This is a genomic window from Micromonospora sp. NPDC047793 (assembly GCF_040642635.1).
Classification (GTDB): Bacteria; Actinomycetota; Actinomycetes; order Mycobacteriales; family Micromonosporaceae; genus Micromonospora.
In genome coordinates, this window is record NZ_JBEYSG010000012.1 from 65,375 (window position 1) to 88,894 (window position 23,520).

The 23,520-nt window shown below is 72.4% G+C and carries 21 protein-coding genes; 5 read left to right on the plus strand and 16 right to left on the minus strand.

Features of this window, described 5'->3' with window-relative positions:
- Positions 1-10: 10 nt before the first annotated feature.
- Positions 11-667: a GntR family transcriptional regulator gene (locus tag ABZ738_RS22390; protein ID WP_131052462.1), complete on the minus strand. Its 657-nt coding sequence runs from the start codon at positions 665-667 to the stop codon at positions 11-13.
- An 86-nt stretch (positions 668-753) separates the two neighbouring features.
- Here ABZ738_RS22390 and ABZ738_RS22395 point away from each other — a divergent pair, with 86 nt between their 5' ends.
- Positions 754-1,644, plus strand: a complete 891-nt coding sequence (locus tag ABZ738_RS22395; RefSeq protein ID WP_357215968.1) for a hydroxymethylglutaryl-CoA lyase — start codon at positions 754-756, stop codon at positions 1,642-1,644.
- Positions 1,645-1,648: 4 nt separating this feature from the next.
- Here ABZ738_RS22395 and ABZ738_RS22400 read toward each other — a convergent pair whose 3' ends face one another.
- From ABZ738_RS22400 to ABZ738_RS22410, 3 genes are all read right to left on the minus strand, one after another.
- Positions 1,649-1,828 (minus strand): hypothetical protein, encoded by a 180-nt coding sequence (locus ABZ738_RS22400; protein WP_131052460.1) that lies wholly within the window; start codon positions 1,826-1,828, stop codon positions 1,649-1,651.
- Between the two features lie 408 nt (positions 1,829-2,236).
- Complete coding sequence (locus ABZ738_RS22405) at positions 2,237-2,884, minus strand: response regulator transcription factor (RefSeq protein ID WP_255446601.1); 648 nt, start codon at positions 2,882-2,884, stop codon at positions 2,237-2,239.
- A 158-nt stretch (positions 2,885-3,042) separates the two neighbouring features.
- On the minus strand, positions 3,043-4,218 hold the full coding sequence (locus ABZ738_RS22410; protein WP_357215972.1) for a histidine kinase: 1,176 nt from the start codon (positions 4,216-4,218) through the stop codon (positions 3,043-3,045).
- A gap of 167 nt (positions 4,219-4,385) precedes the next feature.
- On the opposite strand from ABZ738_RS22410, the gene ABZ738_RS22415 reads away from it, so the two are divergent.
- On the plus strand, positions 4,386-5,540 hold the full coding sequence (locus ABZ738_RS22415) for an ATP-binding protein (protein WP_357215975.1): 1,155 nt from the start codon (positions 4,386-4,388) through the stop codon (positions 5,538-5,540).
- A gap of 178 nt (positions 5,541-5,718) precedes the next feature.
- Here ABZ738_RS22415 and ABZ738_RS22420 read toward each other — a convergent pair whose 3' ends face one another.
- Complete coding sequence (locus ABZ738_RS22420; RefSeq protein WP_357215978.1) at positions 5,719-6,564, minus strand: NAD(P)-binding domain-containing protein; 846 nt, start codon at positions 6,562-6,564, stop codon at positions 5,719-5,721.
- Positions 6,565-6,693: 129 nt separating this feature from the next.
- Here ABZ738_RS22420 and ABZ738_RS22425 point away from each other — a divergent pair, with 129 nt between their 5' ends.
- Entirely contained in the window at positions 6,694-7,032 is a 339-nt protein-coding gene (locus ABZ738_RS22425; RefSeq protein ID WP_357215979.1) for a helix-turn-helix domain-containing protein, read from the plus strand.
- Positions 7,033-7,145: 113 nt separating this feature from the next.
- Here the strand turns inward: ABZ738_RS22425 and ABZ738_RS22430 are convergent, their stop codons facing one another.
- Positions 7,146-8,648, minus strand: coding sequence for a cellulose binding domain-containing protein (locus ABZ738_RS22430; protein WP_131052455.1), 1,503 nt, complete (start codon positions 8,646-8,648; stop codon positions 7,146-7,148).
- Between the two features lie 159 nt (positions 8,649-8,807).
- On the opposite strand from ABZ738_RS22430, the gene ABZ738_RS22435 reads away from it, so the two are divergent.
- Positions 8,808-9,953: a helix-turn-helix domain-containing protein gene (locus ABZ738_RS22435; protein ID WP_357215983.1), complete on the plus strand. Its 1,146-nt coding sequence runs from the start codon at positions 8,808-8,810 to the stop codon at positions 9,951-9,953.
- 72 nt (positions 9,954-10,025) lie between these two features.
- On the opposite strand, the gene ABZ738_RS22440 is transcribed toward ABZ738_RS22435, so the two are convergent.
- Together ABZ738_RS22440 and ABZ738_RS22445 are read right to left on the minus strand one after the other, a co-directional pair.
- Entirely contained in the window at positions 10,026-12,302 is a 2,277-nt protein-coding gene (locus ABZ738_RS22440) for a helix-turn-helix domain-containing protein (protein WP_357215986.1), read from the minus strand.
- 57 nt (positions 12,303-12,359) lie between these two features.
- Positions 12,360-12,791, minus strand: a complete 432-nt coding sequence (locus ABZ738_RS22445; protein WP_131056120.1) for a DUF4260 family protein — start codon at positions 12,789-12,791, stop codon at positions 12,360-12,362.
- Positions 12,792-12,951: 160 nt separating this feature from the next.
- On the opposite strand from ABZ738_RS22445, the gene ABZ738_RS22450 reads away from it, so the two are divergent.
- The gene (locus ABZ738_RS22450; protein WP_357215989.1) at positions 12,952-16,086 is read left to right on the plus strand and encodes an AAA family ATPase; all 3,135 of its coding nucleotides are present in this window, start codon (positions 12,952-12,954) and stop codon (positions 16,084-16,086) included.
- Positions 16,087-16,096: 10 nt separating this feature from the next.
- Here the strand turns inward: ABZ738_RS22450 and ABZ738_RS22455 are convergent, their stop codons facing one another.
- The 8 genes from ABZ738_RS22455 to ABZ738_RS22490 are packed head-to-tail and all read right to left on the minus strand — an operon-like array spanning position 16,097 to position 23,432.
- Complete coding sequence (locus tag ABZ738_RS22455; protein ID WP_131051151.1) at positions 16,097-16,465, minus strand: 4'-phosphopantetheinyl transferase superfamily protein; 369 nt, start codon at positions 16,463-16,465, stop codon at positions 16,097-16,099.
- Entirely contained in the window at positions 16,465-17,682 is a 1,218-nt protein-coding gene (locus ABZ738_RS22460) for an acyl-CoA dehydrogenase family protein (RefSeq protein ID WP_357215993.1), read from the minus strand. Before ABZ738_RS22460 ends, ABZ738_RS22455 begins: the two co-directional genes overlap by 1 nt.
- The gene (locus tag ABZ738_RS22465) at positions 17,675-18,373 is read right to left on the minus strand and encodes an acyl-CoA dehydrogenase family protein (RefSeq protein WP_161594877.1); all 699 of its coding nucleotides are present in this window, start codon (positions 18,371-18,373) and stop codon (positions 17,675-17,677) included. The genes ABZ738_RS22460 and ABZ738_RS22465 overlap by 8 nt, the downstream gene beginning before the upstream one ends.
- Positions 18,370-19,242 carry a hypothetical protein gene (locus ABZ738_RS22470; protein WP_357215997.1) on the minus strand — a complete coding sequence of 291 codons (873 nt, stop codon included), beginning with the start codon at positions 19,240-19,242 and terminating at the stop codon, positions 18,370-18,372. Before ABZ738_RS22470 ends, ABZ738_RS22465 begins: the two co-directional genes overlap by 4 nt.
- A gap of 12 nt (positions 19,243-19,254) precedes the next feature.
- Complete coding sequence (locus ABZ738_RS22475) at positions 19,255-19,512, minus strand: phosphopantetheine-binding protein (protein ID WP_131051154.1); 258 nt, start codon at positions 19,510-19,512, stop codon at positions 19,255-19,257.
- Positions 19,513-19,560: 48 nt separating this feature from the next.
- Entirely contained in the window at positions 19,561-20,859 is a 1,299-nt protein-coding gene (locus tag ABZ738_RS22480; protein WP_236145544.1) for an alanine racemase, read from the minus strand.
- The gene (locus ABZ738_RS22485) at positions 20,856-22,241 is read right to left on the minus strand and encodes an ATP-grasp domain-containing protein (protein ID WP_357216001.1); all 1,386 of its coding nucleotides are present in this window, start codon (positions 22,239-22,241) and stop codon (positions 20,856-20,858) included. The genes ABZ738_RS22480 and ABZ738_RS22485 overlap by 4 nt, the downstream gene beginning before the upstream one ends.
- A gap of 9 nt (positions 22,242-22,250) precedes the next feature.
- Positions 22,251-23,432: a 3-oxoacyl-[acyl-carrier-protein] synthase III C-terminal domain-containing protein gene (locus ABZ738_RS22490; RefSeq protein ID WP_357216004.1), complete on the minus strand. Its 1,182-nt coding sequence runs from the start codon at positions 23,430-23,432 to the stop codon at positions 22,251-22,253.
- Between the last annotated feature and the right edge of the window lie 88 nt (positions 23,433-23,520).

The following is a 23,520-nucleotide window of genomic DNA, read 5'->3' on the forward strand; positions in this document are numbered from 1 at the left end:
GGCGGACCGGTCACAGGTCGGGGCGGTCCACCATGCCGTCCAACAGCACCGTCCGGGCGGCCAGCACGTGGGCCCGCATCGTGCTCGACGCCCACTCTGCGTCCCTGGCCCGCAGCGCCGCCACCAGGTCCCGGTGGTGCGCCATGCTGCGGGCCAGGGCGTCCGGCGTGTAGAGGCGGAACGCCCGCACGACCAGCGGCACCTCCACGACCGCGGACAGCAGCGAGGTGAGCCGAGGGCTGGCGGCGGCCTTCAGGACCGAGTTGTGCAACTCGGCGTTGAGGGTGGCGATCCGGTCCAGGTCCTGCGGACCCATCCGCCGGGCCAACTCCTCCATCTGGTCGCAGAGCGCGTCCAGCCGGTCCAGGACCTCGGCGTCGATGCGCTTGGCGGCCAGGGCCGCGCCGTAGCTCTCCAGCCGGGCGCGGATCTCGTAGATGTCCTGCAGATCGCCGAGCGACCATTCGGCGACCCGCGCCCCACGGTTGGGCTGGAAGACGACGAGGCCCTCCGCGGTGAGCCTGCGCAGTGCCTCCCGGATCGGCGTCCGGCTGACGCCGAACTGCCGGGACAACTCCATCTCGCCCAGGCGGGCGCGCGGGCCGATCGAGCCGTTCAGGATCGCGCTCCGCAGCGCCTCGTACGCGTCCTCCGCGGCATTCGTCACCCGTGCCTCCGTCGTGTGAGCCGCATGTCGTCGGCACCCTTGCCGCCGCTCTGACAGTCTGAGATTGTATACATATGGTGGTTCAGGTGGTGGAGGTGTCTCCACGGGACGGTCTGCAGAACGAGCCCGAGATCCTGTCGACAGCAAGCAAGATCGAGTTGATCCGGCGCTGTGTCGAGGCAGGAGCCCGACGGGTCGAGGCGGTCTCCTTTGTCCGCGCCGACCGGGTGCCGCAGATGGCCGACGCCGAAGCGGTGATGGCCGCAGTGCCACGACGCAGCGACGTATCGTACATCGGCCTGGTGCTCAACCGACGCGGGCTGGACCGTGCGCTGGCGGCAGGAGTGGACGAGGTGAACTGCGTCGTGGTCGCCACCGAAACCTTCAGCCAGCGCAACCAGGGCGCCTCCGTCGACGCCATGCTCGGCGCCTGGACCGACATCGCCAAGGCCGCCCACGCCGCCGGAGTCCGGGCCAGCGTGACCGTGGCCGCCGCGTTCGGCTGCCCCTTCGAAGGCGACGTCTCCGCCGCGACCGTGGGTGACCTGGCGCGCCGCCTGGTCGAGGGCGAACCCGACGAGATCGCCCTCGCCGACACCATCGGTGTGGGCGTACCCGCCCAGGTGCGGGCCCTGGTCTCCGCCGTGACGGCAGCGGCGCCGGGCGTGCCGCTGCGCGCCCACTTCCACGACACCCGCAACACCGCCATCGCCAACGCCTTGGCGGCGGTCGAGGCCGGCGTGACCGTGCTCGACGCGAGCGTCGGTGGGATCGGCGGATGCCCCTTCGCCCCGGCCGCCACCGGCAACGTGGCCACCGAGGACCTCACGTACGCGCTGCACCGCTCCGGCCACCCCACCGGCCTCGACCCGACGAAGGTCATCGAGACGGCGGCGTGGATCGGCGACCAGCTCGGCAAGGACCGGCTACCCGGCGCCCTCGGTCGGGCCGGCTGGTTCCCGACCGACCCGCAGTAGCCGTTCAGCCGTCCATGCCGCTGATGGCCACCTGCACCCAGATGATCGAGGTTGCGGCGATGCCCAGGAAGGTGAGCGCCGACAGTCCCGACGCGGCAGCGAGGCTCAGGCGCTTGCGGGCCACGACGAAGACGGCTGCGGATGCGGCCACTGCGAACAGCGCCAGATAGACCGTGAATGCCATGTTCTGCTTCTCTCTTCTTTCAGGCGAACCGCCGCACCGACTGCTCTTCAGCTCTGAGGTCGTACGGTGCCGGCGGTGATTTGATGGGGTGCGGGACAGCGACGGTGCGAACACGCGCTGGTGGGGTGAAGGTCGGTCAGGCAGCCGATGTCGACGAGCAGATGAACCGGTCGTACGCCGTCACGGCGCGTACGGCAGGACCTGCAGCGCCATCATCGTGGAGTCCTCCAGGGCTCGCCTCGTACGGCGGCGGCGTGTTCATGCCCTAGAGACTGCCGAACACAGGCTGCGGCCTCCTCCGGCCGTGAGCCGGCATCGGATCGGCGCTGGGCGGAGATCACGCGCCGCGCCTCATTCGAAAGGTGGAGGCGGCGCCACCGCGTCGACCCGGCCGACGATCGGGTGCCGTCAGGCGTCGACCAGACCGGCTCGCCACGCCCAGGATGCGACCTCGACCCGGTTGCGGACGCCGAGCTTCGACTGCGCGGCAGCCAGGTGGGTCTTGACGGTGGACACCGCCACGAACAGTTCGCCCGCGATCTCCTGGTTGGTCAGTCCCCGGGCCACCGCCCGTACGACGTCGCTCTCCCGCTCCGTCAGGGCCTCCACCGGTGCGGTCGTCCCGATCTGCGGCCGGTGCCGGAAGTGACGCAGCAGCCGGACGGTGACCTGGGGCGCCACCAGAACGTCGCCGCGTACGGCCGCGCGGACCGCCTCGACCAGCAGGGCCGGTCCGCAGTCCTTGAGCAGGAACCCGCTCGCCCCCGACTGCAGGGCGGTATCCACGTACTCGTCGTCGTCGAACATGGTGATGACGACGACCGCGATCGGATCGGCCACGTCGGGACCCGCGAGCAGCCGGGTGACCTGTAGTCCGTCCAGGCCCGGCATCCGGATGTCCAACAGGCACACGTCCGGGCGCAGCCGACGCGCCGCCTCGACCGCCGCTCGCCCGTCGGCGACGTCGGCCACCACGGTGATGTCCGGCTGGGCCTCCAGAATCATCCGGAACCCGACGCGCATCAGCTCCTGGTCATCGGCGATCAAGACCCGCACCGGTTACCGTCCCCGTCCTCGTGACCGCTTCTCGGAGTCCACTGGCGGAGCGCGCCGGGAAGGCGGACGGTCCACCGCCCATCGAGCACGAATGATACGGGTCGGTGCAGTGCCGCCCGGAGCTACCGTGCGTTGCCTGGTCCACCGCTGATCCGGTGCTACCGCTCGGCCCGGTGCAGGGGCACGTCGGCGACCACCCGCCAGCCGCCGCTCGTACGGCCGGCGGTGAACCGGCCGCCGAGCAGGCGCACCCGTTCCCGCATGCCGACGAGTCCGAAGCCGCCGTGAGGTCTGCGGATCGTCCGGGTCGCCCTGCCGTCGTCGCGGACCTCGATCCGGACGTGCCCCTGCTCGGTGCGTACCGACGCCAGGATCTCCCGTGCCTCCTCGGCGTGGCGACGGGAGTTGGTCACGGACTCCTGGACGAGGCGCAGCACCGAGGTCGCGACCTCGTCGGCCACCGGTTCGGCCAGATCGACCGTCAGTCGGACCGGCGGACTACCGGCTGATGTCATCGCCCGAAGGTCGGCCGCCAGGTCGGTGGTCCGGGTCAGCGGTGCCGGTGCCCGGCCGGCGCCCGGTTCGGCCTCGCGCAGCGCGGCGACCAGGTGACGCATCGCGGCCAGCGCCTCGATGCCGGAGCGTTCGATCACCGGCAGCGCCTCGACCGCCGCGCCGGGGTCCGACGCGGATCGCTCCTGCGCGGCCCGTGCCTGCTCCATCATCGCAGTGACCTGGTGCGTCACCACGTCGCGGAGTTCCCGCGCGAGGCCGAGCCGCTCCCGCTGCTGTACGGCGATCACCGCTGCCCGACTCGTGCGGGCCCGCTGCCGGTCACGACCCCGCAGATACCACCCGAATGCCACCGGCAGCACCACCATCGCCATGTCCGACAGCGAGACACTCCACCACGGCTCGGGCACCGATCCAACGGGTGGCGACCAGTGCTCCGGCCGGAGGTGCTTCGCTGCCACCCCGGCGGCCAGGACCAATCCGACGAGGCCGGTGGCGACGACAGCGGAAACGCGCCGGACCACCGCCACGATGACGATCACCTGGGCGCCGCGCTCGGTCAACGCCAGACCTCCCAGCGTCTCGGCATCGACTGCCCGCAGTAGCCCCGTCGAGACGACCAGAGTTGCCGCGGCACCCAGCGCCCCGGCGACCGGCCGCGCCTGTGCCAGCAGCGCCAAGGCCGCCGTCACGACGATGCCGGGGACCAACCACGCCCGGCCCGCGGTGTCGAGTTCCCCGGTGATCTGCACGTCGATCAGGGCCAGGAGCGCCAGCAGAACCACCCACGGCAGCTGCCGCAGCAAAGGCGCCGTCACCACCGTGTTCTCACCATCCCGGGCAGCTCCTCCACACACGACAGAGGGACACCGGAGACTGTACGGCTCGGGTACGGTTCGTCGTCGCCGGATCGGTGCACCTGCGGCACTGTCGTCGCCGGTGACTGCCCCGGGATCCGGACCGATGCGAGGACTGCGGTGATGGCGGCGTGAAGCATGACTGGCGAGGTCTGATCACCTGGAACTGGCCCCTGGCCGGGCTGCTCGTGATCGCGCTGCTCCTGGACGGGGCGGCGGCGAGCGAGGTGGGACATTACGACGGGCGGTGGGAGCTGCCGGGCTTCCTCGCGGTCTGTGCCCTCGCACTGCTGGCGTCTCGCTGGCCGGTTGCCGCAGCCGTAGGTGTCATGGTGGTCCTGCTCGTGGGGTCGGTCGTGCTGCGGCTGGCCGCCGTCGCGGTCCCTTCCGCCGCGAGCGGGCTGGGGACAGCCGAGATCGCCTCGGTGCTGGCCGTCATCGTCGCGCTGGTCCGCCGGTCTTCCAGGTCCACCGCCACCGGCCTGGTGGGGCTGCTCCTGCTCAGCTGTCTGGCGGTCGGCGTGCTACGCCCGGCGCACCCGGGCTCTCCTCAGGACCTGGGTTGGAGCGGGGTCCTGCCGGTCGTGGCCATTCTCGCCGGGTGGTACCTGCGGGTGCGCGACGCCCGGCACCGGCGGGAGCGGCAGGCGGTGGTGGTCGCGGCGCAGTTGCAGGAGCGGGTGGCCCTGGCGCGGGAGCTGCACGACGTGGTGGCCCATCACATCGGCGGCATGGTGGTGCAGGCCCAGGCGGCGCAGGCGGTGGCCGTGCCGGATCCCGGCGCTCCGGCGCGGGTGCTGCCGGTGATCGAACGCGCCGGCGCGGACGCCCTGTCGGCGATGCAGCGGATGGTCGCGATGCTGCAGGACGTCGGCGCGGAACCGGTGACGCCCTCCACGGACCTGCTCGCCGACCTGCGCGCGGCGACGGCCACTGCGGGAGGCGCCAGGCCGGTCCGGTTGGCGGTGGAACTCGCCGAGCCCGTGCCGGCGGTGGTCGCGACCACGGTGTTGCGGCTGGTGCAGGAGTCGGTGACGAACGCGCGGCGTTACGCCGTCGGCGCCCGTGAGATCACCGTGACGGTCCGGGCCGGCGACGGTACGGTCCGCGTGCAGGTACGCGACGACGGCCGGCACACCGACCAGCCGAGTAGGTCCGGTGGCGGCGGTTACGGCCTGATCGGTATGCGGGAACGGGTGCACCTGCTCGGCGGCCGTTTCGAGGCCGGCCGAGTGCCCGGAGCGGGCTGGCAGGTGCTCGCGGACCTGCCACTGCGGGCCGAATAGACGACGACACGGGCCTGCGGCGGTCAGCGGGTCGGGTCGGGACGGGACGCCCCGCGGTGGCGGCCCCGCACGGCAGCTTCACGCCACCGCTCCCGCACTCGCCCGGACTACCGAGTCCGCACCACGCTTTTCGACGCCGACAGAACCCGCCGTCGGCCGTGGTAGGTGCGTGCGCCGGTCACCGCAGCAGCAGGTCGATCGTGCCCGTCAGGTCCTCTTCGCCGCTGCCCTCGGCGAGGCGGCGGCGCATCAGCGCGAAGTAGGGGCTGAGCAGTTCCGGGCTGACGCCCTGCTGCTCAGCGGTGCGCAGGAAGGTCGGCATGCCGGCCACCTGCATGGCGAGGGTCGAGACGACACCCGTGGTGTAGTCGCCGCTGCGCAGCTGATCGGCGGTCTGGTGAACCGCCGGGGCCATCGCCACGAGCCAGTCGGCGAGCAACGGGGCCAGCGACGTGGGATCGATGTCCTCCCTGCGGATCAGCGCGAAGGCGTGCGCGGCTCCCGCGAACATCCCGTACATCGCGCTGAGCAGGGCCACGTCGTGCAGGGCCGCGAAGCCTGCGTCCTCGCCGACATAGGTGGTGCCCGTCGGAACGCTCAGGGTCTCCTGATGCCGCTCGAACAGCTGCCGTGAGCCGCTGTAGAAGGCGTACCCGCCGGCCTCCGGAACGCCGATCATCGGAGGGACGGCCATGATGCCGCCGTCCAGGTAGCGAGCACCGCGCTCGCGGGTCCACTCGGCGCGGGCACGGGCCTGCACCGGGGTGCTGGTGGTGAGGTTGACCAGGTCCTTGCCGGTAAGGTCGGTGCCGGCCAGCACCTCCTCGACAGCGGCGTCGTCCAGCAGGCAGACGACGACCAGGGTGTTCGCGGCTACCGCCTTGGCCGCGCTGTCCGTGACCCGTACGCCCTCGGCATCGAACGCCGCGGCACGGGCTGGGGTGCGGTTCCAGACGGTCAGGGGGTGGCCGGCGGCCATCCAGGCACGGGCCAGAGCGGTGCCCATCGCGCCGAGGCCCAGCATCGTGACGGAGGTTCCAGCAGTGTTCGGTGCCATACGGGTGAGCCTGGCCAGGGACCCGATGATGAACAAGTACGCACTTCGGAGTGGGTGGTTACCCCGGGGTGCGCGAGCAGGTCAGAAGGTGGGGGCATGACGACGCTGAACCGGCCGGGCGCACCGGACGGACATGTGTGCGGGATCGATGCCGCGATGGAGGTGATCGGCGGCAAGTGGAAGGTGCTGATCCTCTGGGCTCTTGACGAGCACCCCTGCCGGCGGTTCGGCGAACTGCGTCGACTGCTTCCGGGGATCACCGAGAAGGTCCTGGCCTCACACCTGAGGGAGATGGAGGCGGACGGTGTCGTACGTCGTGTCTCCTTCGACGAGGTGCCGCCTCGCGTCGAGTACTCGCTGACCGAGAGCGGCGCGCGCCTCAACGACGCACTCGAGCCGCTGGCAGCGTGGGGACGCGAGCGCTCGGCTGGGTGATCGGTCCCAGGAGAGGGCTGGCCAGTGGAGGAGACGGCGGTCCCCGGGAAGGGGGGCGGCGCGCGAACAGGGGCCGGGCAGCGTGCGCTGCCAGGCCCCTGGTGCGTGATCGGTCAGGCGCAGGTGTTGCCGTTGAGGGTGAACGGTGCCGGCGTGTTCGGCGTACCGGTGGCGTTGAAGCCGAAGGTGACGGCCCCGCCGTTCGGGATGCTGGCGTTGTAGGCCAGGTTCGACGCAGTGACCGCGGTGCCGTTCTGGGTGACTGCGGCGTTCCACGGGGTGGTGACGGTGCTGCCGGCCGGCAGGTTCCAGGTCAGCTGCCAGCCGTTGACGGCGGCGGCCGAGTTGTAGACGGTCACGTTCGCGGTGTACCCGCCCGACCAGGTGGTGACCTGGTAGGACACCTGGCAGGTGGCCGGACCGGCGGTGGCGGTCACCGGGACGATGTCGCCGAAGTCGTCGCGGACGGTGGCGAAGTCCTGGAAACCGATGCCGGTGCCGGCGCCGCTGGTGTGGGTGCCGGCGGCCAACACGGAGCCGTTCGGGTTCACCTGGTAGAGCGGGCCGCCGCTGTCGCCGCCGTAACCGGTCTCCCCGCCGTCCAACTGGGTGGCCTCGACCAGGTCCTGCTCGTCGGTGTAGTGGAACTGCACCTCGAGGTTGCAGATCGGGGCGCCGTGGATCTCGGCGGTGGTCTGCCCGGACTGGCAGAGGATCTGGCCGGGGAAGACCTGGGTCCAGCCCGCCACCGGCACCGTCGTCGACTCGTGCAGGCCGCCGACGTACACGTCACTGCCGGCCGACGCCGCGCTGAGCAGGGCGATGTCGTGCGGCTCGTGGCGCTCGACGATGAACCCGATCGGGTCGCCGACGCCGTCGAACCACTCACCGCCGAGCGGCCCGCAGTGCGCGGCGGTCAGCACGTACGGGGTGTCGTCGGCGAGATCGCGCACCCCGAAGCCGGACGTGCAGAGGGCGCCGCCGCCGTTCCAGATGCGCGCGCCACCCTTCCACGGGGCCGCGTCGTCGAAGCGGGTGGCGTGCTGCTCCAGCTTCTCCGCCGCGACGGTGCTGGTCTTGACGCCGGTGGCGGGCAGCGCCGGGACCTTCGCACCGCCGGTGGTGTCGACGGCGACCTCCAGCCCGCTGCCGTCGGTCTTGATCCGCACGGCGTGCGCGGCATCCGCACGATCCTTCGCCACGACCGGGCGCAGCTTCGCCGCCGCGGCCTGTAACTCTCTCCCGCTGTACCGGGCCGGCTCCACCCGTACCTCGGCGAGCTTCTCGACGCTTCTGACGGCGGTGGCGATGTCGGCCGGTACGGCCCCCTTCCACCAGAGCGTGACGTGGCCGTCGACCAGGCCGAGGCCGGCGTAACCACGCGGGGCACCTGCCTCCACGGCGGATCGGATGACGCTGGCGGCGTCGACGAGCGCCACCTGCCCGGCCATCCGCTCCTGTACGGCGGGTGACAGTCTCTCGAACAGATTCGCGGCGGGTACGCCGGATGGCGCGGCCGGCGGGGCGGCGGCGACACCGCCCGTGGTCAGGCCGACAGTGGACAGCGCGAGCGTGGTGGCAGCGGCCACTCGCAGGGCGGTTCGGAAGGTCTGCATGGCCCAGAGTCAACCGAGAGTGACGACGCAGAACCATGCAGAAAGACCGGCAACTTCACCGTGAGCATGTGGCCAGTAACACAACGCCAGCGCTGCTCCTACCGGAGCGTAATCACTAGCGTCGCTGGGGACGGCCGAACACACACCGGGGACGGGGCTGTGAGTGACGACGGACGACTCGCCGGCGGTTCCGCGCTGAGGGCGCTGCGTACCGCCGCCGGACTGACCATCGACGACCTGGCCGCACGATCGGGCGTCAGCCTGCGCACCATCGGCGGCATCGAGCGGGGACGCATCCGTCGCCCGCACGAGGGCACCCTCACGGCGCTGGCCGAGGCCCTGCGCCTCGGGCCGGACGACGGTGATCGGCTGCGCGCCGCGGTCCGGATCGAGCCGGCGGTGATCGGCCTACCCAGACTGACACCCTGCTTCACCGGGCGCGACGACGACCTCGACCGGCTGACCGGCGCCGTGTCCCGACACCGGGTGATCGAACTGGCCGGGCTACCGGGCATCGGCAAGAGCGCCCTGGCGGCACAGGCCGCCACCAGACTGAGCGGCGACTTCCCCGACGGGGTGCGCTTCGTTGCGCTGCGCGGCTCGTCCGCCCCGCACCCCGCCGCGCTGGCCCGGGACCTGGCCCGCTCGCTCGGCGCTGACCTGCCCGACGACGACGGTTGCGCAGTCGTGGCGTGGCGGCGGCTGCTCGACGAGCGGCGCGTGCTCCTGATCCTCGACGATGCGACCGACGCGGTCCGGCTGGCACCGCTGCTGCCGCACCGGGGGGAGTCGGTGGCGGTCGTGACCACGTCCGGGCCGCTGAGCCTGCCACCGAGGCGCGCCCGGCGGGTCCTCACACCGCTGCCCGCGCCGGACGCCGAACTGGCGCTGCACCGGATGATCGGACCGGCGGTCCCGGACGCCGGCATAGCCGAGCTGGCGCGGCACTGCCACGGCCTTCCGCTGGCGCTGCGCATCGTGGCGAACCGGGTCCGTACCCGGCACGGATGGTCGATCGCGCGCCTCACCGCGCAACTCGCCCGGCCGGGACGGCACCTGGAGGCCCTCACCGCCGGAGACCTGTCGGTGGGCGCGGCCCTCGACCGCGGTTACCGGCAGATGCCGGAGTCGCTGCGCGCGGCGGTCCGCGCGCTGGCCGCGCCGACGCCACCGGCGGCAGCGCTCGCCGACCTGGCCGGCTGCGGATGGATCGCTCCCCACCACGAGGTCAATCCGATCCTGCACGCGTTCGCGGTCGCCCGCACCCGGGACGTTCGTCCGGCGGTGCCGTCCACCGCAGCCTGACCCGGCTGCGGCCCACCGGCCCGCACGCACCCTGCGGCTCTGCACACCTGCGCCACACCGGGCCGCCGTAGCTCAACCCCTTTCCGCACCGGCCTTCAGTTCGGCCTGCGCCGCACCGGCCTTCAGTTCGGCCTGCGCCGCACCGGCGTTCAGTTCGGCCTGCGCCGCACGGGCGCGAGCGACGCTCTCGGCATCACCGAGCACCCCGGCCAGCTCGATCGCCGCCGCCAGGTGCTCACCCGCCTCCGCGCTGCGGCCGGTCCGGCGCAGCGCCTCGGCCAGCTCGATCAGCGCCCCCAGCTCCTGGGTCCGTAGCCCGCAGGCGCGCGCGCCCGCCACCGCCTCGCCGAGGATGCCGACCGCCTCACCCCAGCGCCCCAGATCCGCCAGGTTCAACCCGATCCACCGGCAGGTGATCGCGTCCGAGTAGGCGCGCGGCACCGCAGCGATCGGAAAACTCGTGTCGCGCAGGAGCCGCAGCGTCCGCCGGTGCACCCGCAGCGCGTCCGGCGTGCGGCCGAGCGCCCGCAGCGCGATGCCGAGCATCGACATGGCCTGCGCCGTGCCCTCGTGGTCCCCGGCCGCGCGCAGCACGCCGCCTCCCCGCCGTAGCAGCCGCTGGGCCGCGTCGAAGTCGCGCAGCCGTAGTTGCGCCGAGGCGGCGTACAGCAGCGCCCAGCCCTGCTGGGCACGGTCACCGGCGCGCCTTGCCGACCGCAGCGCCGCCTGGGCGGTGGCCAGGCCGGCGGAGGCGTCGTTCAGACAGAGCGTCTGCGCCCAGGAGAGATAGTTCAGGTGCGTGGCCTGCCGGGCCAGGTCGCCGGTGCGGGTCGCCGCCTCGGCGGCCAGCCGGAAGACCTCCGGCCAGATGTCCAGATAGATCCGCTGGTCGGAGAACCAGTGCAACGCGTCGGAGACCGCCACGACGAGATCGTCCTGCCCGCTCTCGGCCGCGATCCGCAGCGCCGGGAGCCAGTTCGCCCGCTCGGCGTCGAGCCAGTCACGGGCCCGGTCCGCGTCCGAGTCGTCATCCGCCGCCGGCCCACCGGGCTCGAAGTGCCGCCCGGCTCGCACGGTCGCCTCCAACAGCCAGGTCACCAGGCTCTCCCGCAGCGCCGGCACGGCCGACGGTTCGTCCCGCTCCAGACAGGTCGCGGCGAAGTCACGGACCAGGTCGTGCAGGCCGTAACGGTCCGGTGGTCGGAGCCCGAGCAGCCCGGACTCGACCAGCCCGTCGAGCCGATCCTCGGCCTCGGCCAACTCGACCCCACACACGGCGGCGGCGGCGTCCGCCGTGAAGTCCGGACCCGGAATCAGCGCCAGTCGCCGCAGCGTCGCGCGCCCGGTCACCGGGAGCCAGCGGTACGACAACGCGAGCGCCGCAGACAGGCCGGAGTCGTCACCCTCGATGACGGCGACGCGGTCCCGGGCCTGTGCGAGCCGAGCGTTCAGGTCGGAGACGGTGAGCGTCGGGTCGTCGCGTAGCCGCTGCCCGGCGATCCGCATCGCGAGCGGCAGGTGCCCACAGTGCCCGGCCAGTGCGGTGATCCGCTCCGGCGCGACGCCCTCGACCCGGCCGATGGTCCGCAGCAGCACCGTCGACTCGGCCGGAGACAGCGGCTCCTGCGGCAGCCAGTGCACCGCCTCCAACCCGCTGAGCCACCGCCGACAGGTGAGCAGCACCAGGGCCGGGCCGTCGCCGGGCAACAACGGCCGTACCTGCTCCTCGGAGGCCGCATTGTCCAGCACCAGCAGCGCTCGCCGGTGTCGCAGCAGCCCACGGTAGATCCGGGCCCGGTCGTCGACGTCGGTCGGTATCCGCGACTCGCTCAAGCCGAGCGCCAGCAGCAGCCGTTGCAACACCTCACCGGCGGTCGCCGGGTGCTGATGGGTGCCGCGCAGGTCGACGAAGAACCGCCCGTCCGGGTACCGGTCGGCGAGGTCGTGGGCAGCGCGCAGCGCCAGCGCCGTCTTGCCCACGCCGGGCTGGCCGGTCAGCACCGCGACGACGGCCGAGGGCTGTGCCGACTCGGCGAGGTCACCGAGCCTGCCGAGCGCCTCCGCCCGACCGGTGAAGTCTGCGGGCGGTGCCGGCATCGGGCACGGTCCGGGCGACAGGCGGCCGGCGTCGGCGGTCTGCTCGATCAGGGCGCGGTCGGCGGAGGGCGGCGCCAACACGTCGAGGACTGCGGTCAGGGTCCGGCGCTGCGGCCGGCGGACCAGGTCACGCTCCAGGTTGCTCAGCGCCCGGGTACTCACGCCCGATCGGTCGGCGAGTTCCTCGATCGTCAGCCCGGCCGCCGCCCGATGGTGCCGCAACAGCCGCCCCAGACTGGTGTCCTCGCCCACCCGCACCCCGACCCCCGTGTCCGTACTACGTGGACGGTGCCATCGTATCGACGGGTCTCATGATCTTGTGTTATCCCGTTCCTGTCGGCGGGTCAGCGCGGCCTGTCGAGCCTTCCCGATCAGACCGAGATGGGTGTGTTCGAAGCCCTCTGCCGTCTTGAGTCCGTAGCCGAGGGCGCGGTCGACGGCGATGTGGAACGCCCACGCCACGGCCAGGATGCCGATCCAGTCGATCCGGTCACCGAACCCGGCCGCGACCACGGCCACCACGCCCAGCGCGGCGGGCACCAGATAGGAGTGCGCCAGGTTGTAGCAGACGGCGCCGAGACGCGGGCCGCGCAGGTAGCCGAGCATGGACAGGTCGAAGACGAGGAAGAGTGCGAGCAGTGACCACCACGGGTACCCCACGGCGACGGTCACCACGACGGCGAGGACCGCCACGGCAGCGGCCTCGACACGCTGCACGACGACCGGGCTCAGGTACGCCATCTCACACCTCGATGTCGATGTCGGTCGGAAGGTTGGGTGGACGTTACCGTCGTCGGAGGCGACCAGGTGCCCGTACACCCCTGACCGCACCTCGGGAAGTTGTGTACTCAGAGCGTTGAGTCGCTCACCCAGCGTAGATCATCGACTACAATCTATCCCCGTGGTGGGTGGGGAAGCCGACGGCGTGTCCAGCGCGTCACCCGGTCGGACGACGATCGGGAGGCAACCAGGTCGAGCGAGCGACCCCCTGGTCGGCCGGGACGGCGAACTCCACCGCCTGGACCAGGCGATCGGGCGCCTCACCGACGGGGCCCAACTGATAGAGGTCAGCGGAGACCCCGGCATCGGCAAGTCCCACCTGCTCGCGGAGCTGACGCACCGGTGCCAGCGTCGCAGCCTTCCGGTGCTCACCGGTCGGGTCCCACCGGGCGGAGCGGTCTTCCCGTTCGGCGCCCTCATCGACGCCCTGGACGACCGGCTCCGTACGGTGCGGGCAGACGCCTGGGGCGCCCTGCCGACACACGACGCCCGGGTACTGGCCGACATCTTCCCGAGTTTCCCGTATCGCACCGAGAACGGACCCGCACCGCCGACGGTGCCGCACTTCCGACGTCTGCGCGCCATCCGGTCCATGCTGGAGGTCCTGGCATCGACGGGACCTCTGGTGGTGATCCTCGACGACCTGCACCGCGCCGACGACGACACCATCGACGCACTCTGCTACCTGGTGCAGTCCCCGCCGCAGGCGGCGACGCTGCTGGCGTTCGGCTACCGCACCCGTCAGGCACCACCGAGACTGCGCGGCGCGGCGGCCAGAACGGGCACCTCGCTGGTGCGGCTACCGCTCACACCCCTGTCGCCGACCGCCGTACGCACCCTGCTCGCCGACTGTGTCTCGGACGCCGAGAGTGACGAACTGTACCGATGCAGCGGCGGCAATCCCCGCTACCTGTGGGCGCTGCTCGACGGCGCGCGCGCCTCGACGCACGACCTGACGCCCGCGCGGGGGACCGCTTTCCCCGACACGGGGACGGCACCGGAACCCGCCACCGCGCAGCCCGGCCGGACCTACTCGGCAGCGGAGACCGCGATCGCCGCCGAACTGGACGAACTCTCCAGCCAGAGTCGGCTCGCCGCAGCGGGAGCAGCGGTGGTCGGTGAGGTCTTCGACCTGCCGGCCGTCGGCGTGGTCGCCGAACTCGTCGAGGAGACCGTCCGTCGCACGATCGACGAGTTGGCCGGCGCCGACATCGTCCGGCACGTGCCGGACACGACCCGGTTCAGGTTCCGCCATCCTCTCGTACGCCACGTGGTGTACCACGGCAGCCAACCCGGATGGCGGCTCGGCGCCCATGCCCGGGCCGCCGCCGCGCTGGCCGGTACCCCGGACGAGGAGGTCGCCCGGGCGCCGCACCTGGCACTGGTGGCCACCCCCGACGACGCCACCGCACCCGGCACGCTCCGCCGCGCCGCCGCAGCCGTCGAGCGCGACTCCCCGGAGACGGCCGCCCGGTGGCGTCAGGCAGCACTGCGGCTGACGTCCGTCGTCGGCAGCCCACCGACCGACCGGCACCTCCTCCTGCGCCAGGTCGCCACGGCCTACGCCGCCGCCGGACGGCCCCGGCACGCCCGGGACATGCTGCTGGCCGCGTTACGGCAGCCGGTCGCGACACCGCCCGCCGAACGGGCCGATCTGGTCATCCGATGCGTACGGCTGTGCCTGTCGCTCGGCGAGCCCGCGCCCGCCCGCGACCTGCTCGCGGAAGAGGTCACCCCGGATCCGCCCTGCCGGTCCAGCCGGGTGAACCTGCTGCTGGAGCAGGCGTTCCTGGAACTGGCCGACGGATCGGCCGCGGCGGCTCGGGCAGCCGCCACCACGGCACTGCGGCTGGCACAGGACGACCGACCGAGGACGACGGAGCACATCCGCGTCAAGGCGGTGCTCGCCGCCGCCGACGGGCTGACCGGCGCCTTCGTGTCGGCGGCGGCGACGCTGACCGACGTGGTGCCCCTGCTGGACGCCACGGGCGACGCAGAACTGGCCGCCCACCCCGACGCGATCTACTGGATCGGCTGGAGCGAGTTCGCGCTGGAGCGCTACCCCGACGCGCTGCGGCACCTGGAGCGGGTCAAGGCGAGTCCGACCGATCGCCCGGCCCGGGCAGCCCGGCCGGGACCCGATGTGGTGACGCTCTGCGACGCGCTGCTGGCGCGTACCTGGATCCTCGCCATCACCGGCCGCCACACCGTGGCCGTCGGTACCGCGGCCATGGCCGCCGACGTCGCCTACCGCTCCGGCAGCCCGCATCTGCGGCAACGGGCGGCGATCCTGCGCCGCTGGGTGGCGGCGGAGCGGGCCGGCAACCGTCCCGGCCCACGCGGCCCCGGCCCGGCGGACTCGGCCCCCGGTCGCTCGGCCGCAGACCGATGGTGTGCCGGGGGCTGTGCGGCCGGCACGTCGGGCCGCCCCGGGGACGCGATCGGCGGCTGCACGGACCTCTCCTGCTCTCCGTCGGCCGCCGACTCCGGTGGCTGGTCGGCCATGCTGACCCGCCTTATGCTCGCCGAGCTGCGACTAGCCGGGGGCGATCCCCGGGGCTGCCTGGACCTGCTGACGACCGTGCCCGCGCTGACCTCGCTGCGCGGAGTCGACCCGGGAACCCGGATGGTCCACCAGGAGTTGGTGGTGCGGGCGGCGGTCGCCGCCGGTGACGTCACCGCAGTCACCGCGGCGGCCGTCGACGAGGTCGCCGCGGCCACGGGAACCACCCGCCAGCACGTCCCCGCCGAGCCGTTGAGCGGCCCGACCACGGCGACGCGACCCCACGGGGCGGTCGGTCTCGCTCTCCTCGCCCGCGCACAGCTGCTCGTCACCGAGGAGCCGACCGCCGCTGCCGAGATGGCCGCTGCCGCCGCTGCCGAACTGGCCGCCGCCGGCCTGACCCCGGCGGCGAATCGGGCCCGCACCCTCGCCCGTCCCGCCGACCGGCAGGGCAGCCGGCGCGGCGGTGCGTCGGAGGCCCGGCACCGGAACGGCCGTGCGGCACTGGCCGGCCTGACCCGCCGGGAGCGGCAGGTCGCCGAACTGGTCCGCGAGGGCCTGACGAACCGGGAGATCGCCGCCGTGCTGGTGGTCACCGAGAAGACGGTCGAGATGCACCTGTCCCACGTGTTCGTCAAGCTCGGTGTCCGCAACCGGGTGCGGCTCGCCCGACGCCTGGACGCGATGGCGTCGAGCGGCCTGCCCTCCGCCGATGCGCCACCGGACCCGCCCCACCCCACGGGCGAGGACTGAGCCGCCCCGCTCACCAACCGGCGGCCACCGCCGCCACCATGTCGTCGGAGTGCGTGATCGAGACGGTCAGGCCGGAGACACCCGCCTGCGCCGCCATCCGGGCGGCGGCCCCGGCCAGGGTGACCTGGGGTGCGCCACCGGGCGCTCGGGCCACCACGATCTCGGACGGTGCCACTCCTTCGAACAGGCCCGTCCCGAGCACCTTGAACACCGCTTCCTTGGCCGCGAACCGACCCGCGAGGAACTCGCGCCGCCGTCGGGGAGCCAACGTCGTGGCGTACTCGATCTCGGCGGCGGCGAAGGCGTACCGGGTGAACCAGGCCCGCTCGCAGAGACGATCCAGCGCACCGAGCGGCAACAGGTCTATGCCGAGGCGCATCAGCGCACACCCTCCGGCTCGACGGCACCGGCGCCGCTGCCCTTCAGCAGTCCCTGGAAGACCGACAACAGGTGTACGTTGCCGGCGCCCTCCATGAACTCGAAGGCACGCACATCCCGATAGACCTTCTCCAGCCAGGGATCGTCGAGCAACGACGCCGGCCCCAGCAGTTCGGCGGCGAGCACCGTGGCGTCCTCGGCGACCCGGGCGGCCCCGGCCTTCGCCGCGGCGATGCGATGGGGATCGATCAGGCCACCGTCGATGTCGGCGGCGATCCGTTGGATGAGTCGACGGATCGCCGCGATCCGGTCCTCGACGGCCGCCAACCGGTCCCCACCGGCCCCACCGTCGCGTACCCCCTGCCCGCGTACGTGGTCGCAGACCGCCTGGGCGCAGCCCACCGCCATCGCGGCGATCCCGGGACGGGCGCGGTAGAACACCTGTCGGGCCCCGTGCAGGCCACGCTGGGTGGGCCGCCGATGCTGACCCAGCAGGTTGCGGGCGGGAATCCGGACGTCCTCGAAACGCATCCGACTGATCCGTGCACCACGCAGGCCGACCGACGGCAGAAGCTCGGCGCTGAAACCGGGGGACGAGGCATCCACCAGCACCGCCTCGATGCCCCACGGACCGGGCGCGCGCCGGCAGAACACCAGCCCCACCTGGCCCCGTGCGCCGTTGCCCACGTAGGTCTTCTCCCCGTTGAGCACCCAGCCGTCGCCGTCCGTCGCCGGCCGCAGCGTCGTCGTCAACTCCGTGGCGGCCGAACCCTTGGCCGGCTCGGTGACCGCGAAGAAGGTGTGGTCCGGCCGTGCGGCGAACCGACGGAACCAGCGGTCGGTCTGTTCCTCGTCGGCGAGCGCGTGGATGGCGTCGCTGGACAGCGCCGGTCCGGGACCGGCGAGCAGCACGTTCGGGTCGGCGTAGGAGAACCGTTCCCAGACGACGGCCTGCGCCAGCGACGTACCGCACACCGCCGCGACCTGCGGCGGCACGTCCAGTGCGGGCCAGTACCGGCGGGGAATGGAGAAGAACCGGTAGAGCAGGACACCGGGCAGATCGAGGTGGTCGTCGATGGCGTCCGGATCCTGGTCGAGCAGTTCGCCGAGCTTGCGGAACTCGCCCGACACCGACCAGCAGTGGCGGTCGAGCGCCCGCATCCGGTCGTCGAGCAGATCCGATCCGACCAGCGGGCCGCCGCGGTTCACCTCAGCCATCGCCCTGTCTCCTTCCCGGGTGCAGGTAGACGTTGCCGGCGACCTCGGCCAGATGCAGGTCCCCGGCCGGCCCGTCGACCAGGAAGCCACTGGCGCCGAGCAGCCGAAGCAGGTCACGACCGACGCCGACCAGACGGCGGTGGGTACGCCACCGGGCCGCCACGTTCTGGTCCCGACGCGCCTGCGGCGTCGCGTCCACCTCGGCGAGCCGGATCGCCACCTCGGCGAGTTGGGCCTGCACGAGTTGTCTGGCCAGCAGGGTGGTGCCGGCGGAGGTGCGGGCACCCAGATGACGCAGGGTGTGCCGGAGCACCTCGTGCAGCAGCCGTCGGTGCAGGTGGAGTAGGCCGGTGGCGAACGCCTCGGCGACCGCCTGCGGCACCGGGACGATCGTTGTCGACCGACCGTCGCCGACGGGGTCGGGGACCGTGGGGTGCGCCGACGGTGTGGCAGCACCGGAAGCGGCGCGGGACACCACGACACCGAACCGGGCCAGTGCACCGGGCGCAGCGGCGGGTAGCGCCGCCGGGGAGGCCACCACGTGCCCGGTGGGGGAGGGCACCGGGCCCGTCGGGGAGAGCCGGTGGTGCAACTCGTCCAGCGCGTCGGCGTACCACCGTGCGGGGGCAGGGGGCAGCGTGGTGTCCGGCACCATGGACCCGACATCGGCGGGTGCCCGGGGCGGTGTCATGGTGCCTGCTCTCGGGTCGATGCGGAAACGGGTGCGGCGGTCGCGTACTCCGGCGCGGTGCTCGCTCGTCGGCGCAGCAGACCGGCCTGGCTACGCCCGGTACGCGGGTCGGTGTCGCAGAGCACGAGCGTGCGGTACTCGTCGGCCCAGGCGCGATGCGACCGGGCCAACTCCCGCCAGACGCCGGTGCAGTAACTGCCGGCGTCGACCCGGTGGACCGGCAGCCCGAGGGCGGCCAGTGTGCCCGCGTCGACCCACGGGCCCGCCACCACCAGCGTCGAGTCCACGCCCGACCCGGTGGTCATCGCCCCGATCAGGCGTCCCAGCCCGGACGTGCTCGACACCGGCGCGGTACCCACGAACTCCCATCCGCCACCACCGCCGAAGACGAGCAGGGCACCGGAGTTGGTCAGCTCGTGGTCCGTCACGAAGGGATCGTGGTACGGCAGGCTGTTCTGCTCGCAGACGAAGAGCGCGAGGCTGGCGCACCGCCCCGACCGGGCGTACGCGTCCGCCACCTTCAACGCCGTGTACGGGGCACGTAACCCCTGCTCGGAGATGGCGAAGCTGTGGCTGCGATCGCCGAGCAGGTGGTTCACGTACGGGGTCACGTGCTTGAGCGACGACGGATCCGGGATGCCGTAGGCGAAGATCAACAGGTCGGGGCTGTCGATCGGCAGCTCCCGCAGCAGGTCCTCGGCCAACTCGGTGAACCCGACGTTGGCCGCCTGCGCCAACCGCCCCGGATCCGGCCGTACCCCGAACGGGCGCAGGATGTCCCGCTGGATGGCATCACGGTCGTCGTCGGTGGCCGGCGGCAGCCGGTCGCGGCGCACCAACGCGGTGGCCGAGGTGAGGGACAGCGGCATGCTCACTCCCACTCAGGCGTGATCGTCCAGGTTCGCGACCACGTAGTCGGCCACCGTGCCGATGGTCTTGAAGTCGGCGATCTCCAGCCGCTCCGGGTCGACGTCGATGCCGACCCCGTCCTCCAACGCCATCAGCAGTTCGAGCACGGAGGTCGAGTCGACGTGCAGGTCCTCGAAGAGCCTCGTCTCCTCGGGCAGCCCGGAGATCGGGCGTTGCAGCACGTCACTGAGAGACTGCTCGATCTGCGAGACGACCTTGCTGCGGTCCATGACGGGTCCTTTCGGGTAGGCCGACCGGGGATGGCGGCAACGGGCGGATCAGGAGGCGGGGAAGGACACCAGACGCTGCGATCGCAGCAGATCGTCGACGGTGTCGCGGCTACGCACCAGGTGACCGACCCCGTCCACCACGAGCACCTCGGCCGGGTGCCCGTGACTGAGGAAGAGCACCGGTGAGGCGCTGGGACCGTACGCGCCGGAGCGGCTGACCCCGAGCAGGTCACCGGGGCGTACCTCGGGCAGCCGGACCCGCTTGGCGATCACGTCGTTGGGGGTGCAGAGCGGCCCGGTGACGGTGTACACCTCGCTCGCCGAGGTGTCCGGCCGGGTCAACGACCGCACGGGGAAGTTCCGTTTGACGAAGCTGCCGATGCCGACCGCCGCCATGTGGTGGTTGGTGCCGCCGTCGGCGACCACGAACCACTCACCACGGGACTGCTTGACGTAGCGGGCCCGCAGCACGTACGTCCCGGACCAGCCGACCAGGTAACGCCCGAGTTCGGTGATGATCCGGGTGTCCGGGTACCGCGCCAGGAACTCGTCCACCGCCCGGTTCACCCCCTCGGCGGCGGCGGTCGCGTCGAGGTCGCTCTCGTTGTCGAAGTACGGAACGCCCCAGCCGCCGCCGATGTCCACCGTCTCCAGCGGTACGCCGAGTTCCCCGGCGAGGGACTCGGCCACGCGCAGGACGCCCCGGGTGTTGTGCACGACGGTCTCCACGTCCAGGATCCGGGTTCCCAGATAGGCGTGTACCCCGATGATGCGTACCCGGTTCAGCGCGGTCACGGCGGCCTTCGCACCCCGCAGGATCTCCTCGTCGATGCCGAACTGGCGGGGCTTGCCGCCCATCGCCAGCCGCGAGCCGTGCGTTTCGAACTCCGGGTTGACCCGCAGGATCACCCGCGTCCCGGCGGCCTCCGGCAGGGCATCCAACGCGGCCAGTTCGGCGAGGGACTCCACGACCACCGCGTGTGTCCCGCCCTCGGCGCAGCAGGCCCGCAGCTCGTCGTCGGACTTGCCCGGTCCGAGGAAGATGAGGTCGTCCGCGCCGACCCCGGCCCGCCGGGCGGTGGTCAACTCGGCCAGGGAGGAGACCTCCAGCCCCGCGCCGAGCGACCGCAACAGGGCACACAGGCTGATGTTGGGGTTGGCCTTCATGGAGTAGAAGATGTCGATGCGCGGATCCAGGTCGGCACGCAGCCGCTCGAAGCGGCGCCGCAGGTGATCGCCGTCGTAGACGTAGAGCGGTGTGCCGTACCGCTGCGCCAACTCGGCGATCAGGGCGGGATCGGTGACGATCTCGCCGGTGGCGTCGGCCGGTTCTGCTCCGCTGCTCACGGGGAGACCTCCTGGCTGGGGCGGGTGGCGGTGAGTCGGGTGGCGAGCGCCCCGCGCAGGGCATCGTCCAGGGCCCTCAGACGATCGGCGTCCGTGGTGACGAGCAGGGCGTACAACCGGCCGTGGAACGGTGGCGGCCGGTCGGCGTCGGCGTTGACGGTGCCGAAGCAGGTGACGACGACCCGGTCGGGACCGGCCGGGTCGACCAGCGTGGCGAGCGTTCGGTCGATGTCGGCGAACGACACCGGCGCGGTGAGCGTCAGCGGGTACTGCCGGGCCAGCGCGACCTGCCCGGGTGCCTGGCACAGCTCGGCCAGGCTGCCCTGGTAGGTCGACATGTTGAGCCGGGCGTTGATCTCCAGCACCGGGTACACCACGCCGTCGAGGTCGACGATGGCGTCCACCCCGACCACTCCGGTGTAACCGTCGTCGCGGAGCCGGGCACCGACCAGCCGGGCGGCGCGGTCGATCTCGGCATGCTGGGCGTCGGTCAGCGCGGCGGGCATGATGTGTCCCTGGTGGACGCCACCGTCGGTGAGCGCCTGCTTGACGAAGTCGAGCCGGATCCCGCCGTCCCGGGCCACGGTCACCTGGTAGTTGAGGTCGTACCGTTTCGGCAACCATTCCTCGACCACGACGTGCAGCCGGTCGTCTCCGCTGCGTTCGGCCCGCCGGCGCACCATCCGCAGGATCCGGTCCGCCTTGCGGGGCGAGTCCAGGACCAGCAGTCCCTTGCCGGACACCCCGTAGGAGTCCTTCACGACGATCCGCCGGCCCGCCGCGAGGGCGGGACGGTACCGCTCCAGGACCGTGGCCAACTCGTCGCAGGTCTCGCACTCGTCGCCCGGCACGACGCGCAGCCCGGCGGCGGCGGTCAGCCGGCGCCCGTAGATCTTGCCGTTGACCCGTTCGAAGGTCGCCGCGTCCGGCACCGCCAGCGGCACACCGCAGCTCTCGGCCAGCTTCTGTTCCAGGTCCGTGGTGGCCATCGGAAGCAGCCGCGCGCCGGCGGCACCGAGCGCCGCGAGCCGGGCCAGCAGTACCGGCGAGTCGAGAACGTCCTCAGTGGTGGAACGGTCGGCGGAGACGTTCTCCGGCACGACGATCTCGGGCACCGGCAGACCGGTCCGGTCCAGGTAGGCGCGATACTGCGGATCCAGCGGGTACTTGCAGACGAGCACGTCGTCGGCGCCGGCGAGCAGGACACCCAGTTCCTCCATCCGCCGTACCACGTTCGTGCCGGTGGCGAATCCCGGGTTCGGCAGCCCGACGTGCTGGCGGGCCCAGCGGTGCTCGGCCTCGAAGTTGCAGATCAGGACCAGCCGGCCGGCGGGATCGCCGAGCAGGCGCTGTTTCAGCGAGCGAAGGTAGCCCGTGTCCACGTCGTCCTCTCAGTACTCGATGACCATGGCGGCGTAGCTGGAGCCGATCCCGACCGAGGTGAGCAGGTACGACTCGCCCTCGCGGAGCAGGCCGCGCTCGCGCATCGAGACCAGGTTCAGGAAGGGGTCGGAGCAGTTGCAGTGGCCGTAGCGGGGGATGTTGTCCAGGAACACCCGCCGCCGGTCCAGGCCCACCTGGGCGCAGAGTCGCAGCCAGAGCGAGGCGTTGACGTTGTGCGGGATCACCATGGCGATGTCCGACAGCTCCTTTCCGGCCTGCGCGAGCGCGTCCGACATCGCGGTCCAGAGGTGGGTGTTGTAGGTGTCGCCGAAACGACGGAGCTGCTCGGCGGACATCCGGAACCCGTCGGCGAACTCGCCCTCGGTGCGGGCCGCGTAGGAGAGCACCCGGCTGCCCGCACCGTCGGGTGACCGGCCGGGACCGGCGGCGAGCCCACCGGAGCGGTACCCGTCCGGCGTGTCCAGGCCGACCAGCAGGGCCGTCGACGCCTCGCCGGTGATCGATACGTGCAGGACGTACCGCAGCACACTGTTGAACGCCTTCTCGCCGGTGACCACGAGGGCCTTGGCCATCGGATCGCCGTCGGCACGCAGCAGCTCACCGGCGATGTCGACGGCGGCGAGTCCACTGGCACAGAACTGCTGGGTCACCGCGAACGCGTCGGTTCCGGACAGGCCGAGCCGTTTCCGGAGCTCGTCGGCGGCGAGGACGTGCGACGGAGCGGGATCGGGCAGGGTGTGCGCGTAGAGCAGGTAACGGACGACGGTGGGATCGGGCAGCCCGCGCAGCGCCGCGCCGGCTGCCGGTACGAGCAGGTCGAACAGGTCACCGTCGGGGTCCGCCCGGACCTCCGCCATGCCTCGGATCCGACGTAGCACCTTCGTCTGGTAGCGGTTGAGCCCGCAGGCCGCCCCGATCTCCTCGACCGTCCACGACCGGGCGGGCGTGAACGCCTCGACCCGGTGCAGGACGGTGGCCGCCCGCACGAGGTCGGACGGCGGTGCGATCGCGCCACGCCGGCCCTCGTCCCGCGCCCGATCGACGGTGTCGCCCCGCAGGACCGTCGCCTGCGGGGTCGGGGGCACCCCAGGTGCCCCGACGGCACGTGTCGTGACGGGACCCGACCGGACCAGGTCCGGCCGGTGCGTACGGGAGAAGGTGTCGGCCACTCGTTCCTCCGGATTCGCGGGGCGGCCCGCCCGGGCGGCGTCGACGAGGCGGTGCACCGTTGGCGCGCGATGTCGGCGCGGATGCCTG